This is a genomic window from Streptococcus suis, assembly GCA_022354845.1.
Taxonomy (GTDB): Bacteria; Bacillota; Bacilli; order Lactobacillales; family Streptococcaceae; genus Streptococcus; species Streptococcus suis_AA.
In genome coordinates, this window is the sequence record CP031970.1 from 1,065,178 (window position 1) to 1,081,606 (window position 16,429).

A 16,429-nucleotide genomic window follows, 5' to 3' on the forward strand; every position below is an offset into this window, starting at 1 on the left:
CTCCTATTCTCTATGAATAGTAAATCCAGTTGCCTGTTTGGTTGCCATAATAGTCATATCAGAAATCTGAACGTGTGCAGGTTGATTTGCAACGAAAAGAGTACATTGTGCAATATCGCTAGCTTGCAAAGCATCAATCCCTTGATAAACTGTCGCTGCTCTCTCCTTATCTCCATAAAAACGAACTTGGCTAAAGTCAGTCTCAACAATACCTGGTTGTAAGGTGGTTACCTTGATATTTTTATCAATCGTATCAATACGAATACCGTCTGAAAGCACCTTGACAGCTGATTTGGTTGCAGCGTAGACAGCAGCTCCTGCATAGGCGTAAATACCAGCCGTTGATCCAATATTGATAATATGACCTTCATTATTTTCAACCATTTGTGGCAATAACTGACGTGTCACAGTTAGTAATCCTTTAATATTAGTATCAATCATTGTCATCATGTCAGTCAAATCATAGTCTTGAAATTTGTCCAATCCCAATGCCAGGCCAGCATTGTTTAGCAAAATATGAATTTGTCCAACTTCTTCTATGATTTTTTGACAATTTATGATTGTTTGCTCCATATTTGTAATATCAAATGAATAAATAGATACTTGGACATGGAATTGCTTTTCAATATCATGTTTAATTTCTTCTAGTTTGTCAAATCTGCGACCCGTAATAACGAGATTATCACTATTTTCTGCAAAGGCGTAAGCGATTGCTTTACCGATTCCGCTACTTGCACCTGTAATCAATACATTTCGTTTCATTATTTTTTCTCCTATCTCTATATTATACTACTTTTTTGAATAGAATAGAAAATCACAGAGCACAAAATAAGATCCCCTATCGACAGGGGACCTTATTTTTTAGGAAAGAAACACACTTATTTTAGACCATCTTTGGTATAATGGCCATCTACTTTAAAATCAAAACCAACTGAGACTGGGAATTGAATAGTAGAATTTGGTTTATTAAATAATAATTTTACATTAGAATTTGCATATTCTTCTGGTAAATCGATATAGAAATGTCCTTTGCTATCTTTCAGCATAGCTTGACCAGGCCAAGCTCCCAAAGGCAATTGAATTGGATTACCATAATAGGCATAGACATTTGCAGCACCCCATCCACCAGGATTTTCAAAGGTAATACGGGTAAAGTCTTCGGCAACTGGTTCTGGTAAAACGGCTCTATGGCTACCGTCTAGTTCATAGACTTGTCCAAGTTCCAAATCATAGCCAGGTTTATTTTGAGCTGGGAATTGAACTTTCGTATCAGGATTATTGAAAATTACTTTACCACCTGCAAATTCTTCACCAAGCTCAATATAATATCCGTACTCATCTTGACTCATTTCTTTACCTGGCCAATTTCCAACGAGTGGTACACCTTTATTATCATAAACATAGGCGTAGATCTTAGACCAACCTTGTGAATTGTTGAAGTAAACACGGTGGGCAATTTTTTGCTCGATGTTTGAGACTTTTGTACCGACTTCAACTACTTGTGTTACTGGCTCTTTGCTAACTGTTTCACTGATTTTTGTCTTAGAAACAAGTTGATCACCAATGTACTCTGAACGGTAAGTTATTGTCTTCACTCCGTCTTGACCTTCAACGCGAGTTACTTTCTGTCCTTTTTCAAGTTCAGGATTGTCTACATACTCTGTTTCAAATGGAATTGGAAGCTCTTCATTTTCTTCTTTGAACTCGCTTTTAGGTTTTTCGGGAACTAAACCATCTTTAGAATATGTTCCGCCTGATTTAAATTCAAAACCAAGGGATTGTGGATACTGTGCTCCTTTGTTGTTAGAAAAGAGTACTTTTACGCCATCAGTCTCGTATGATTTTGGAAGAGTGATGGCTAAAAGACCTGTACCATCTTTTTCCATCTTAGTTCCTGGCCATGCGCCCAACAATTTATCACCTTTGGCATTATACATATATACAAAGACATCTGTCCATTTATCTGGATTTTCAAAGCGAATGGTTGTATTGGCATTCGGATCTTCTTTTGTAAAGCGATAAACGGATTGAACTGTCTCACCTTTAGCGTTTTTAGCAGATAATGTAACCGTTACTGTTTCACCAAATTGTACTTGACTTCCAATTGTAATGACTTTTCCATTTTCAAATTTAATTGGAGCGCCATTATTGACAGAATAGGTAGCCTCACTAGTATTAGAAGTTTGTAATGTAAGATTTAATGTATCTGTCAAGAAAGTATGGATGCCTTCTTGATATCCTTGAACTGACAAGGATGCTAGATTATCATCACCTTTTGTTAATACTAATACTGATCGTCTCGCAATGGAACCACTTAATCGTCCGTTCGAAACAGTGTAGGTTTTACCAGAAATTTGGTCTGTATAGGTTCCATTCGCCAATTTTGTCTCAGTATTTAAGCTTTTCTCACTGTCGGAAAGGTTTGCAATTACTGCGCCTTGAGTGCCTCGTTCAATCATGGCAACGTTTGTATCACCATTCGGGTTCCGAATATATTCTGATTGACCAACCATGGCATTATGGAATTTGTTTACTGCTACAATCGTAGGGTCTTTATAAAGATTGCTACCCGCATCACCGATTTTAGTTTTTTCAGGGAAACGTTTACCATTACCGCCACCAACTGGACGTGAGAAGAATAGAGGTGTACCTTTGGCGCGTGCAGTAATCATTGCCCAGCCAAGTTTCAAATCTTCATCGCTCATCCAAGCTGATTCAGAATCACTATCGTTCTTTCCGTTTGCATATGTATCGTGAGATTCGACCCAAAGTACGAGTTTAGATGGATCTACTCCTGCTTGGTAGTTGCCAAGATTTCCAGCATTGGCATTTCTATTGCGGAGAATTTCACGAATAGAGTGTCCGTATTGGGATGCAGTAATGCTCATCAAGTTCGCATAATCTGCATCACGTGAAATATTGTCTTGTAACACTTCACCATATTGGAACTCAGAACCATTATTTAATATAACATTCCAGAAATTACTACCAAATTCGTTAGGATATTCTCCTGGTAATTCGATATGTTTTGCAGCATCATAACGAAATCCATCCGCTCCATCAGCAACTGCATTTTTCAAGAATTTCAACAAATACTGTTGTACTTCTGGATTTTGTGTATTCCATTCCCAGAGCTGAAGCAGAGAGTTTTGTGTTACATCCCAACGACTCCCCCAGTTTTCAATTTTAGTATTTCCATGAGTCCATTTTGGAATGGATTTAACTTCTGAAGAAATCGCATTATAATCAGAAGTAGTATGATTCAGTACTGCATCAACTATAATTTTTATACCATACTGCTCTGCGACACGATTCATCTCGATAAATTCAGCTTCAGTCCCAAGCTGATAGTTACCAATCGTATAGGCGGTTGGTTGATAATGATAATACCATTGCTCTGTAAATTTCTTATCTCCACCATTTCCAACAACTACAGCATTAATTGGGGATGTTTGAACACTTGTATAGCCTGCTTCTTTAATGGCCGCCATATTTTCTTTGATAGAATTAAACGACCAACACCAAGCATGCAAAATAGTCCCATCTTTCATTGAAACCTGCTGGTTGGAGCTGGCAACGATTGTTTCACCATTTACTGAAGTGATTGTGAATGCCTGTTCAATTCCAGCAAACATGGATAAAACCAGGGTAACACTAACTGCTTTTTTTACCAGTTTGGATAGTACTCTCTTACTTTGACTTTGATAAGCCATATAAACCTCCTAAAAAATAAAATGAAAACGTTCGCATTTTCTTGAAAAAATATATCTACAGTTGATGACCTTGAACCTAGCAATCAACTGTAGAGGAATAAGTACTCTCCTTTCTTTCAAAATTAAATCATTCGCCAAATGCAAACGGTTGCAAAATGATAATATCATATTTGTTGGTTAATTTCAAATAGCTAAAAAATCATGAAAAACCACTCTGTATCAGGTTTTACTGTCAATTTATGCTACTTTAGGGAAAATTTTGTTACCGATAACATTTTTTGACAAACAAAAAGCTCATTGAACGTCAACGAGTTTTTGTATATCATCAGAAAAAATTAAAGAATTGCATGAGTCTCATATTGAACTGAACCTGTCTTGCATAATAAATATTGCCGCCATTTACATATAACTTACCACCATTTAGCAAAGCCAAAGGATGAAAATAGGTATACGTTTCTTCTGTAGTATTCCCTAAGCTTGGTGCTACTACTGTTCTGGAGTATTCTTTCGCTAAAGAGAGTGTATGTTCTCCACCATGCTCAGCAATATAGTCAATATAGGCTGGCCCAAAATTATAGGCTTGAACTGCTGTCCAAACTTCTACCCCTTTTTCTTCTGCCAGTCGCAAATTTTCAGTGAGATAGATTACACCTTGGCGAATACTTTCTTTACTATCTGTAATTGTATTCGTATAACCAGTTGCGGACTCACTAGATTGCATGACATCAGCTTCTAATCCTTTTGTTTCTGTATAAATCATGGCCAAAACCAATTCTTCATTGGGAGGTGTATCATTTTCAGCTAGTACTTCTTGTACCATTGATTGATAGGACATTACTTGCTTGACAGCGTGATAGGTCTGGAAACCTTTATAGCCAAGAAAAATCAATAAAAGAATCACTAGAATCCGTTTCAGTTTTTTCATTTACTTACTCTTTATATCTTCAATATTTTTGATAAGAATAGAATAGGTTCCGTTTTCATTTTGAATAAATTCAACAGATTCAGCATCCTCATAGATTGCGTTAGGTACAATCAATTCAATGCCATTTGATAAAGAAAGCTTTTGGTTTTCAAATTTCTTGAGTTGACGACTACTATCAATCTCATCAAATGAAATCTTATCAGGTATGACCTCTTTCAGTTGATCGACGAAATTTAAACGAGCAGTCAGGTTGTTATCGAATAACTGATCAGCCAATTTTTCTGGAGAAAGCTCATTATCTTCTTCCAAATTGTTGAAAATAGCTGATTTGACTTTCGATTGAAATTGAAAATCTCCTTGATGGAAATTGTCAGCAATCTTCTGTGCAGTTTGCTCTACTGCTTTGATTGATTTCTTTGCAGAAATAGCTGGTGTGACTTGTAAAAGATTATCTGAGAAATAATTGAGGAAGGCTCCATTGTGTTTGATTCTTTTCTCAATCAAATGATACTTCCGCGTTTGAAGATTGACAATCAAAGCTTCATCAGGTGCTGAACCTGCTCCAGGTAAATTATTCTGGGTGAGTTTTAAAGGACTTCCGCTTTCCAGACCAATGTGGGCGAGATTTTCACGCAGTGAGATTCTCAAAAAGGCAAAATGTTCAACACCATTTCGTTCAAACTCTATGAAAATAAGGTCATTGGTTTTTAAATTCTCAGAAATTGAAAATTCTTCTTTCCAGAAATTAGCAATCTTTACTGAATTCGACAACAAATCACCCTGTAGATGATCTAGAAAGGGATTCTCAGAATTGAATTGACCTGTTTTAGCCTCATCAGAAAAAACACGTTCAATTTTTTTGCGCAAATATTCTTCTATTTTGGGACTAACAGTCAAAAGCTGGTCGGCAAGGACCAGCTCTGTATCATCGGGACTAAATTGATGTATAATAGCTTTTTTAACAAATATATCCATATTTTATTTTTCGTAAAGAGGGAATTGATCTGTTAAAGCACGAACTTCTTGGCGAACTTCTTCAAGAACTGCATCATTCTCAGCATTTTCAAGTGCTTTAATTGTTAATTGAGCAACCTTACGAGCTTCTTCAACACCAAAACCACGGGCTGTAATAGCTGCTGAGCCGATGCGGATACCACTTGTCTTGAATGGTGAAAGTTTTTCATAAGGAATTGAATTTTTATTAAGTGTTATATTTACTTCATCGAGGAGATGCTGAGCAACCTTACCGTTTTCAACGACTTTTGTCACGTCAACTAGGAAGAGATGGTTGTCTGTTCCTCCTGTGATGACTTTAAAGTTAGGGTTTGCAAGGAAGACTTCAGCCATGGCCTTGCTGTTTTCAATCACTTTTTGAGCATAGTCTTTGAAAGCGGGGTCCAAAACTTCTTTGAAAGATACAGCTTTTGCAGCAATAACATGCTCTAATGGACCACCTTGAATTCCAGGGAAAATGGCTGAGTTGATTTTCTTAATAAGTTCTTCGTCATTCGTCAAAATCAACCCACCACGAGGACCACGAAGAGTTTTATGTGTTGTTGTAGTAGTGATATGAGCATGCGGAACCGGGTTTGGATGGAGGCCAGCAGCTACTAGTCCAGCAATATGTGCCATATCCACCATCAATTTTGCACCGACTGCATCAGCAATCTCACGGAATTTAGCAAAGTCAATCGTACGAGCATAGGCAGAAGCACCTGCTACAATCAATTTTGGTTGTACTTCTTTTGCTTGTTCTAAAATGGCAGCGTAATCAAGCAAGCCAGTTTCTTCGTCAACATTGTAAGCGACAAAGTTGTAAGTTTGTCCTGAGAAGCTAACTGATGCACCGTGAGTCAAGTGACCACCTGCTGCTAAGTCCATTCCCATAACAGTGTCTCCTGGCTCAATCAAGGCCATGTAGGCAGCACAATTTGCCTGGCTTCCTGAGTGTGGCTGAACATTAGCAAATTTTGCACCGAAAATTTCTTTAGCACGTTCAATAGCTAAACTTTCAACTACGTCAACGCATTCCGTACCGCCATAGTAACGACGGCCTGGATAGCCTTCAGCATACTTATTGGTCAAAATAGAACCTTGAGCTGCCATAACAGCTTTAGAAACAACGTTTTCAGACGCGATCAATTCGATATTATTTTGTTGGCGTTTTTCTTCAGCTTGAATAGCATCCCAAACCTCTTTATCTAAGTTTTTAAAGTCAACTTTATCAAAAATCATATGCGTTTCTCCTTTATTAGTGCTTGATATAATGGTTATGCGACTTGTCAGATTGGCATCCCTAGTGTTAGCAAAAAACTTATATTTGAATTTCTTAGATATAAATGATGGTTTAAATATGTGAATGAACCTATTCATCTACTCGAAACATTCTTCAATCCTCGAATTCAATTTCAGGTATTTCTATTTGAATGAGCTCACGACTTATTGCACCTTGACGCAAAATCCGCGCTTTCTGTCCAGAAAGGTCCAAAATCGTTGAATCAATGCCTGTCAAGGCTTGGTCGTCCTCAATGCCAGGCAAATCAACTGAAAATTGTGCCTGGATGTCCGAAAACTTCTTGCCGCTTTCATTTCCTGAAATATTGGCGGACGGTCCAATAAGTGGACCAGTCTCAGAAATCAATTGTAAGGTTTTTACGTGATTAGGCACACGGAATCCAACAGTATCCAGTCCAGAATTAACCCAAAAAGGAACATTGTCATTCGCTTTTAGGATAATCGTTAGCGGTCCTGGCATAAACCTATTATACAGTTTTTCCAGAAAAAAGGGTATATTTTGACTGAAAAAATAAATATCGTTCAGATTTGAGACATTTAAGTTCATTGCCTTGTCCCTAGGGCGCTGTTTCAACTGATAGACACTATTGACCGCCTCTTCATTTAAAGCTTGGGCAAACAGTCCATAGACTGTTTCAGTGGGAAGAACGACAGCCCCTCCACTAGTTAGAATTTTTCGGAGTTTATCCATTATCATCCGCTACGACCTTTCTATCCTGTCCAAATTGGTCTTTGAGGACTCGAATTCGCTTTTTGGGGAAATGCAGAGTAAGTAAGTCGGTTAGGTCTTGCCCTTGTTTATAGCCAATTTCAAAGTAGAGTTTTCCATTTTTCTTCAAGAATGCCCCTGCTTGCTCCGCAATTTGTCTATAAATAGCCATGCCGTTTTCTTCCGCAAATAAGGCCAGATGGGGCTCAGAAGTCAATACATTGAGCCCAACTTCATCTGTGTCATCTTGCGAGATATATGGTGGGTTGGAAACAATGATGTCAAATTTCCCTGTCACAGCTTGCAAGACATCCGATTCTAGAAAGTGGACAGAGACTTGGTTATTTCTTGCATTTTCCTGAGCCACTGCTAAGGCATCCTCTGAAATATCCACCGCTACCACTTCCCAATCAGGTCTAGCTTTTGCAAGGGAAATAGCTATGGCACCGCTTCCTGTACCGATGTCTAAGATACGCAAATCTGCTCCAATATTTTCCTGCAAAATCAAATCGACTAATTCTTCCGTTTCAGGTCTTGGAATCAAGACTCGCTCATCTACCACGAACTCCAAGCCATGAAAATCAGCCTTGCTGATAATGTATTGGGCAGGTCGGTGCTGGGAAAGTTGCTGAAAAATCGCATCAATCTCTTCTTTGTCAGTCGGTGTGACTTCCTGACGGAGCAGGAGGAGAAATTCCGTAAAGTTCAATCCCTTTAAGCCACGAAAGGTGAAGGACAGGGATTCTGCCTCTTCACCGATTGCGACTAATTGTTCTTCGTATGCTGCAAATAATTGAGCGTAATTCATTATTTGTTAAGCTCTTCTAGTTTTTGCGTTTGATCGTAGAGAACAAGGGCATCTACGACTTCATCCATCTTACCTGACAAGATAGTATCCAGCTTTTGCAAGGTCAAGCCGATACGGTGGTCTGTCACACGGTTTTGTGGAAAGTTGTAGGTACGGATACGCTCTGAACGGTCACCTGTACCGATAGTTGATTTACGCTCTGCATCCTGCTCATCTTGGGCAATCTGTGCAAAGTGGTCCGCAACACGGGCACGGATAATTTTCATTGCCTTTTCACGGTTTTTCTGCTGGGTCCGTTCTTCCTGCATTTCTACCTTGATGTTGGTTGGCAAGTGAACGATACGCACGGCAGTTGCAACCTTGTTGACGTTCTGTCCACCAGCACCAGATGCGTGGTAAATATCGACACGAAGATCTTTTGGATCGATGTCATATTCCACTTCTTCAACTTCTGGCATGATGAGAACGGTTGCTGTTGAGGTGTGGACACGACCTTGGCTTTCTGTCACAGGGACACGTTGGACACGGTGAGCTCCTGATTCATACTTGAGTTTTGAATAAACGGATTGACCAGAGACCATGGCAACCACTTCCTTGATACCGCCGACACCATTATAAGAAGCCTCCATGACTTCAAAACGCCAGCCTTGACCTTCTGCATACTTTTGATACATGGTTAAAAGGTCTCCAGCAAAGAGGGCAGCTTCATCACCACCTGCGGCACCACGGATTTCCAAGATGATATTTTTGTCATCGTTAGGGTCTTTTGGTAAAAGAAGAATTTTGAGCTTTTCTTCGTAAGCCTCTTTATCAGCTTTAGCTTGTTTAAGTTCTTCCTTAGCCATTTCCTCCAGGTCAGCATCACCAGAAGATTCCTTAATCATCTCTTCTGCATCGACAATATTTTGAAGTACAGTCTTATATTCACGGTAAGCTGTAACCGTATCACGAGTTGCAGATTCTTCCTTAGATAACTCCATAAAACGCTTGGTATCGCTGACTACATCTGGGTCAGACAACAATTCACCAAGTTCCTCATAGCGGTCTTCCACCGCCTGTAATTGATCGTAGATGTTCATAATTTTAAGATACAAAGCCCGTTAAGCAAGCACAGTCAAAATAGGAATTTTGACCAAGTGTTATAAACACTTGGAAAAATTATCTTTTTGACACAGCTTGTAGGGCGTGTTCAATTCCTTTCTGTAATATGTAGGTCATGAAACAGGCACAGTTCGTAGCCCGTATTCAGTTTTTTCTAAAAATTGTTTGGAATGAAACTCACGCTAAAATTTCTTTTACGTACATTCAGTCCATTAACTAAATGATTATTTTATTTCTGGTGAAAAATAATGTTTGCGACAGACAGGAATGTAGGTTTCATTGCCGCCAATTTGGATTTGTTCTCCTTCATAAGTAGGTTTTCCATCCTGCGTTCTCAAAACCATTGTCGCTTTTTTAGAACAATATTGGCAGATTGTTTTGATTTCATCTAATTTATCAGCCAATAAGAGCAAATGTTGGGAACCTTCAAACAGTTCATTTCGAAAATCATTTTTAAGACCGAAAGCCATAACAGGTACATCCAGTTCATCTACAACACGCGCAAGAGCATATACATGATGACGTCGAAGAAATTGAGCTTCATCAATCAGAACACAATAAGGTCGGGGTTCCATTTTTTCGATAAAAGCAAAAATATCCATCTCATCGTCAATAGCTACTGCTTCACGTCGCATGCCAATTCGACTGGATACAACACCAAAGGCATCACGGGTATCAAGCGCAGATGTCATGATAACAACAGGTTTTCCTTGTTCTTCATAGTTGTGGGCAACCTTGAGAATTTCAATGGTCTTACCTGAGTTCATTGTCCCATATTTATAATATAATTGAGCCACTTTTCTCATTCCAATCTTAAAATTTCACTCCTTTCATTCTATCATAAATTGGAGTTTATGGGAAATAGAAAAACAAGCTCAATCCAGCTTGTCTAATCTATGAATACTACCTAATTTTTACTTTGAAAAAATCTTACTCACATCCAGTGCCGTCACCATCACGGTCCAAATGTGGGCATACCCCGAATCACCAATTCGTACTGGGGCTGCTCCTGCATTCCGAGCTTCAGTGCAATTTTTATAGGAGACACTTCCAGATGTTGTTCCAGCAAACTGCTGTATTTGACTTTGTGCTTGTGCCTGTGATTCTAGTATTCTTTGCACTTCAGCTGCTTTTTGGGCTTAGGCAGCAAGCCGAGCTTCCTCTTCCTTGCGAGCCTTCTCAGCGATTGCTTTTTCTGCATTCCAATATTTTATGATTACCTTACTGTTTTTTGTTATTACTTTATCGTTAATGCTATTAAAATCTTTCCCATCAATTTCAACTGCAATCATTTGCCCATTTTTAGAAATATCATTTGTTTCAGTTGCTTGTTCAGAAACCTGTGAAAAACCACCATCTGTATATAATTTCTTTGTATCAAAGACTGTCGTGGTTGAAATAGCATTTGGAAGTTCTGCAAAACTAGAAAAATCAGAGTAAGTCACTGTGATAGGGACATTTTTCTTAACCACCATTTCTTGTTTTGTATCTAGCTTTAATTCCTTTCCATCTAACATGATTGACTGGATCTTCTCGTGCATGGTTTTATCTTTATCAGCTTTCGGTGTTAGGGTTATATTAACAAATCCTGCTGATTTTAACTGTTTTTCAATTTCTGATTTACTAGATCCTTTTGACATATTTTCAGGTATTTTTACATTGTCATTGCTCACATCAAAGTATGTTAAAGTGACTGGTAAACTCTTTGAATAAAAATAGCCAAGCTGATAGCCATATGAGCCAATCTTGATACTATCCACAATATCTTTCTTTTTTTCGTTTCCTTCAGCAACCAATAATATTGGTGTTAATGTAATATTTTCAAATCCTAGTTGAATAAATTCTTTTTCAACATCCTTTATATTACCATTTTCAGTAAGCTGAGGTTCCATAGTATCTTTCATAGCACTATGGTAAGTAATTTCAATCGGAGTATCTTTTGCTACACTTCCTTCTTTCCATTCCTCGCCATCGACTGATACGGTTTCAACAAAAGTTATTTCAGAAACTTTTCCATACTCTAAATCGCTTATCTTCACAGCTTGAACATTTTCAAAACCAGCATCATTATATTCTTGCAAAACAGTTTCAATATTTTTTTCAAAAATATGTTCTTTAGCTGGAAGTTTGGCAGTTGTAAGGTATGATCCTGCTAAGGCTGTCACGACTACACCACCTAAAATGGCACCTGTTTTACGATTAAAAAATTTACGTTTTTTATTAGTTGTAAAATCAATACTTGCTTGTAAATTTTTACTCTTAGATATACTTCTTCTCCTTGAATATTCCTAATAATATTATATAAAATTAGCAAACTTATTTACAATAATTTGTAGAAATATCTTTGGAGAATCCTAAAAACTATGGTACAATAAACGAAAAATAAAGGAGGAAATATATGCCATTTGTACGTATTGATTTGTTTGAAGGACGCACAGAAGAACAAAAGATTGCTCTTGCACGTGAAGTAACTGAGGTTGTATCTCGTAATACCAACGCACCCAAAGAAGCCATACATGTTTTCATCAATGATATGCCTGAAGGGACTTACTACCCACAAGGTGAAATGAAACGTAAATAAGAGAAAACACTCTTGCAACAAAATGCAGGAGTGTTTCTTTATATCAAGATTATTTCTTATCGTCTTCATCCATACTGAGAACACTGAGGAAGGCTTCTTGTGGAACTTCGACAGAGCCGATGGCTTTCATCCGTTTTTTACCGGCTTTTTGTTTTTCTAGGAGTTTGCGTTTACGGGAAACGTCACCACCATAACACTTGGCCAAAACGTTCTTCCGAAGAGCCTTGATGTCGCTACGGGCAACGATTTTTTGACCGATTGCAGCTTGGATTGGCACTTCAAACTGTTGACGAGGGATGATTTTCTTGAGTTTGTCCACGATGATTTTCCCACGTTCGTAAGCAAATTCCTTGTGGACGATAAAGCTGAGGGCATCTACCTTGTCGCCGTTCAAGAGAATATCCATTTTCACTAACTTAGATGAACGATATTCAGAAATTTCATAGTCAAAGCTAGCGTATCCACGAGTAGATGACTTGAGTTTATCAAAGAAATCAAAGACAATCTCCGCAAGTGGAATTTGGTAGATAACATTGACACGGTTATCATCGATATAATCCATTGTCACAAAGTCACCACGTTTGCGTTGGGCCAATTCCATGACCGCACCGACATATTCCTGTGGCACCATGATTTGTGCCTTAACATAAGGCTCCTCAATACTTGCAATTTTTGTAGGATCTGGGAATTCTGAGGGGTTGGCTACATCAATCGTTTCACCGTCCGTCATGTTAATATGGTAAACTACCGACGGTGCTGTCATGATGAGGTCAATGTTAAATTCACGCTCTATCCGTTCTTGAATAACATCCATGTGCAAGAGACCTAAGAAGCCACAACGGAAACCAAAGCCGAGGGCCTGCGATGTTTCAGGTTCGAACTGCAAGCTGGCATCGTTGAGCTGGAGCTTTTCCAGGGCTTCACGGAGGTCATTGTACTTGTTGGATTCAATTGGATAGATCCCAGCGAAGACCATTGGGTTCATCTGCTTGTAGCCTGCTAGTGGTTCGCTAGCAGGATTTTCCGCTAAGGTCACCGTATCACCGACACGGGTATCTGCCACGGTCTTGATAGAAGCTGCGATATAACCAACATCTCCAACTGCTAGGAAATCACGACCAATAGCTTTTGGTGCAAAAATTCCGACTTCCGTAACATCGAAGGTCTTGCCATTGCTCATCATTTGGATGGTTTCACCAGGCTTTACAAACCCATTAACAATACGGACTTGGAGGATGACCCCGCGATAGGGATCATAGACAGAGTCAAAAATTAAGGCCTGCAATGGGGCTTCAACATCACCTGTTGGAGCGGGAACTTTCTCTACGATTTGTTCAAGAATCTCCTCAATACCAATTCCTGATTTAGCTGAAGCCGGAACCGCTTCCGAAGCGTCCAAACCAATGACATCTTCAATTTCTTGACGAACACGCTCAGGATCTGCAGCTGGTAGATCAATCTTATTAATGACTGGCAAGATTTCAAGATCATTATCCAGAGCCAAATAAACATTTGCAAGTGTTTGTGCTTCAATGCCTTGGGCTGCATCAACTACCAGAATTGCTCCTTCACAGGCAGCAAGCGAACGAGAAACTTCATAGGTAAAGTCAACGTGTCCTGGAGTGTCTATCAAATGGAAGATATAGGTTTCTCCATCTTTGGCAGTATAGTTAAGCTCAATAGCATTTAGCTTAATGGTTATGCCACGTTCACGCTCCAAATCCATGCTATCTAACAATTGAGCCTGCATTTCACGACTAGAAACTGTTTCTGTCTTTTCGAGTATGCGGTCAGCCAAGGTTGATTTGCCATGGTCAATGTGGGCAATAATGGAGAAATTACGGATTTTCTCCTGTCGTTTTTTTAATTCTTCTAAATTCATGTTTCATCCTTTACAAGGGTATAATACTCTTCATTATATCAGATTTGGCTAGAACTTTCCATAAGAAAAACACCTAGAAATATAGGTGCCTACACTGCTATTGTCCTAACCATAAAGAAATTTCACGTTCAGCTGCTTCTGAGCAATCTGATCCATGTACAATATTCTCTACCATTCCACCAACTGGTGCCGTTGCAAAATCCCCACGAATAGTTCCTGGAAGTGCATTGACCGGATTAGTAGCACCCATCATATCTCTCCATGATTTGATCACTTCTGGACCTTCCAAAATCCCAGCAATGACAGGACCACTAGTCATATATTGAACCAATTGCGGAAAGAAAGGTTTGTCAGTCAAATGATCATAATGTTGCGCAATTAATGCTTCTGTTGCAGTCAGCATCTTCAAATCACGAATCTTGAATCCTCTACGCTCAATACGTGTAAGAATTTGTCCTACCAATCCTCGCTCAAGAGCATCCGGTTTGATAATGAAGAATGTACGTTCCATGGCTTTTCTCCTGTCTATAAATTAGATATTTTTCAAGATTGCATCCCAAGCCTGATCATAGCCATGACGAGTTTCAGAAGAAAACACAACAAATTGATCCTTCATATCAAAGTCCAACTTTTTCTTGATCATTGATTCGTGTTTGTTCCACTTGCCACGCGGTATTTTATCAGCCTTCGTTGCCACAATAATAACAGGAATGTCATAATATTTCAAGAAATCATACATCTGAACGTCATCAGCTGAAGTCTCATGACGCATATCCACTAAACTAACAACAACCCGTAAATTCTCTCTTGTTGTCAAATATTCTTCAATCATTTTGCCCCACTTGGCACGCTCCGTTTTTGAAACTTTTGCATAACCATAACCTGGAACATCCACAAAACGAATTTTATCATCTATGTTGTAAAAATTAAGTTGTTGAGTTTTTCCAGGCTTTCCTGATGTACGAGCAAGATTTTTTCTACCTAAGAGGGTATTTATAAAGGAAGACTTCCCAACGTTTGATCGTCCAGCAAGGGCGATTTCCGGAAGGTCGTCTTCTGGATATTGGGCTTTCGAAACCGCACTAAGCAGAATTTCAGCATTATGTGTATTGATTTCCATTTTGTACCTTTCATAAAGAAGGGGAGAAAGTCAAAACCTATCACCCCTTATTGTACTTATTTAAGCAGTTTCTAGCAAAGGTTTTTCCTTACCATCTACTGCATCTTTTGTAACACGAACACGTTTTACATTCTCTTGACTAGGAACTTCAAACATCACATCCATCATGGTTTCTTCAATAATCGAACGAAGCCCCCGTGCACCTGTTTTCCGTTCAATAGCCTTTTTGGCAATTTCCTCCAAGGCATCCTGGTCAAATTCTAACTCCACATTATCGTAGGATAAAAGAGTTTGGTACTGTTTTACCAAAGCATTCTTCGGCTCAGTCAAAATACGAATCAAATCCTCTGTCGTTAATTGGTCTAAGGCTGCCAAAACAGGTAATCGTCCAATCAACTCAGGAATAATACCAAATTTTTGAATATCATCAGCAATGATATGTTGCATGTATGATTCTTTTTCATCAATAGCACGATTGTTTTGACCAAAACCAATGATTTTCTCTCCTAATCGTTGCTTAATAATTTCCTCGATACCATCAAACGCACCGCCAACGATGAAAAGAATGTTTTTCGTATCGACTTGAATCATTTCTTGATTAGGGTGTTTTCGTCCACCTTGTGGAGGTACACTAGCAACGGTTCCTTCAATAATTTTTAAGAGAGCTTGTTGGACACCTTCACCCGAGACATCACGGGTAATGGACACATTTTCACCTTTTTTGGCAATTTTATCAATTTCATCCACATAGATGATACCTCTTTCAGCACGGTCAATGTTAAAATCTGCTGCCTGCAATAATTTAAGTAAAATATTTTCAACATCTTCACCCACATAACCAGCCTCAGTAAGAGCGGTCGCATCAGCAATAGCAAACGGGACATTCAAACTTTTAGCCAAGGTCTGAGCTAGGAAGGTTTTTCCTGAACCAGTCGGGCCAATCATCAAGATGTTAGATTTTTGCAAATCAACATCATTTTCATCGCGACTATCTTGGAAATTAATACGTTTGTAGTGATTATAAACAGCCACTGCCAATGCACGTTTAGCACGATCTTGTCCAATGACATAATTGTTTAAAATATTGAGTAATTCTTGTGGCTTTGGTGTGTCTGCCAAATCTGTCAGTACTTCTTCAGCCAATTCTTCACGAATGATTTCTTGAGCTAACTCAACACACTCATTACAAATGAAAACATTATTTCCTGCAATAATTTTTTTAACTTCTTCTTGGTTTTTACCACAAAATGAGCAATAGATAAGCTCTTGTGTATGCTTGACAGCCATGTGTTTCC

General features: G+C 38.7%; 15 protein-coding genes and 1 pseudogene. 1 reads left to right on the top strand and 15 read right to left on the bottom strand.

Features of this window, described 5'->3' with window-relative positions:
* Positions 1-3 precede the first annotated feature (3 nt).
* The 11 genes and pseudogenes from D2A30_05615 to D2A30_05665 form a co-directional block, all read right to left on the bottom strand.
* Positions 4-762 (bottom strand): SDR family NAD(P)-dependent oxidoreductase, encoded by a 759-nt coding sequence (locus D2A30_05615; GenBank protein ULL21090.1) that lies wholly within the window; start codon positions 760-762, stop codon positions 4-6.
* Between the two features lie 116 nt (positions 763-878).
* Positions 879-3,635, bottom strand: coding sequence for a hypothetical protein (locus D2A30_05620; protein ID ULL21999.1), 2,757 nt, complete (start codon positions 3,633-3,635; stop codon positions 879-881).
* A 403-nt stretch (positions 3,636-4,038) separates the two neighbouring features.
* Positions 4,039-4,638: a lysozyme family protein gene (locus D2A30_05625; protein ULL21091.1), complete on the bottom strand. Its 600-nt coding sequence runs from the start codon at positions 4,636-4,638 to the stop codon at positions 4,039-4,041.
* Positions 4,639-5,613 carry a nucleoid-associated protein gene (locus D2A30_05630; GenBank protein ID ULL21092.1) on the bottom strand — a complete coding sequence of 325 codons (975 nt, stop codon included), beginning with the start codon at positions 5,611-5,613 and terminating at the stop codon, positions 4,639-4,641.
* Positions 5,614-5,616: 3 nt separating this feature from the next.
* The gene (locus D2A30_05635) at positions 5,617-6,873 is read right to left on the bottom strand and encodes a serine hydroxymethyltransferase (protein ID ULL21093.1); all 1,257 of its coding nucleotides are present in this window, start codon (positions 6,871-6,873) and stop codon (positions 5,617-5,619) included.
* A 154-nt stretch (positions 6,874-7,027) separates the two neighbouring features.
* Positions 7,028-7,624, bottom strand: a complete 597-nt coding sequence (locus D2A30_05640) for a threonylcarbamoyl-AMP synthase (protein ULL22000.1) — start codon at positions 7,622-7,624, stop codon at positions 7,028-7,030.
* Positions 7,617-8,450, bottom strand: a complete 834-nt coding sequence (gene prmC, locus D2A30_05645) for a peptide chain release factor N(5)-glutamine methyltransferase (protein ID ULL21094.1) — start codon at positions 8,448-8,450, stop codon at positions 7,617-7,619. The genes D2A30_05640 and prmC overlap by 8 nt, the downstream gene beginning before the upstream one ends.
* Positions 8,450-9,529: a peptide chain release factor 1 gene (gene prfA / locus D2A30_05650; protein ULL21095.1), complete on the bottom strand. Its 1,080-nt coding sequence runs from the start codon at positions 9,527-9,529 to the stop codon at positions 8,450-8,452. Before prfA ends, prmC begins: the two co-directional genes overlap by 1 nt.
* A 246-nt stretch (positions 9,530-9,775) precedes the next feature.
* On the bottom strand, positions 9,776-10,348 hold the full coding sequence (locus D2A30_05655) for a thymidine kinase (protein ULL22001.1): 573 nt from the start codon (positions 10,346-10,348) through the stop codon (positions 9,776-9,778).
* 133 nt (positions 10,349-10,481) lie between these two features.
* A pseudogene (locus D2A30_05660) lies at positions 10,482-10,672 on the bottom strand (hypothetical protein).
* An 18-nt stretch (positions 10,673-10,690) separates the two neighbouring features.
* Positions 10,691-11,716, bottom strand: coding sequence for a calcium-binding protein (locus D2A30_05665; protein ULL21096.1), 1,026 nt, complete (start codon positions 11,714-11,716; stop codon positions 10,691-10,693).
* Positions 11,717-11,949: 233 nt separating this feature from the next.
* Here D2A30_05665 and D2A30_05670 point away from each other — a divergent pair, with 233 nt between their 5' ends.
* Positions 11,950-12,132: a 4-oxalocrotonate tautomerase gene (locus D2A30_05670; GenBank protein ID ULL21097.1), complete on the top strand. Its 183-nt coding sequence runs from the start codon at positions 11,950-11,952 to the stop codon at positions 12,130-12,132.
* A 49-nt stretch (positions 12,133-12,181) separates the two neighbouring features.
* On the opposite strand, the gene D2A30_05675 is transcribed toward D2A30_05670, so the two are convergent.
* The 4 genes from D2A30_05675 to clpX form a co-directional block, all read right to left on the bottom strand.
* Positions 12,182-14,014: an elongation factor 4 gene (locus D2A30_05675; protein ID ULL21098.1), complete on the bottom strand. Its 1,833-nt coding sequence runs from the start codon at positions 14,012-14,014 to the stop codon at positions 12,182-12,184.
* A gap of 97 nt (positions 14,015-14,111) precedes the next feature.
* On the bottom strand, positions 14,112-14,525 hold the full coding sequence (locus tag D2A30_05680; protein ULL21099.1) for a nucleoside-diphosphate kinase: 414 nt from the start codon (positions 14,523-14,525) through the stop codon (positions 14,112-14,114).
* Positions 14,526-14,546: 21 nt separating this feature from the next.
* Entirely contained in the window at positions 14,547-15,134 is a 588-nt protein-coding gene (locus tag D2A30_05685; GenBank protein ULL21100.1) for a YihA family ribosome biogenesis GTP-binding protein, read from the bottom strand.
* A 60-nt stretch (positions 15,135-15,194) separates the two neighbouring features.
* Entirely contained in the window at positions 15,195-16,421 is a 1,227-nt protein-coding gene (gene clpX / locus D2A30_05690; protein ID ULL21101.1) for an ATP-dependent Clp protease ATP-binding subunit ClpX, read from the bottom strand.
* Positions 16,422-16,429 lie beyond the last annotated feature (8 nt).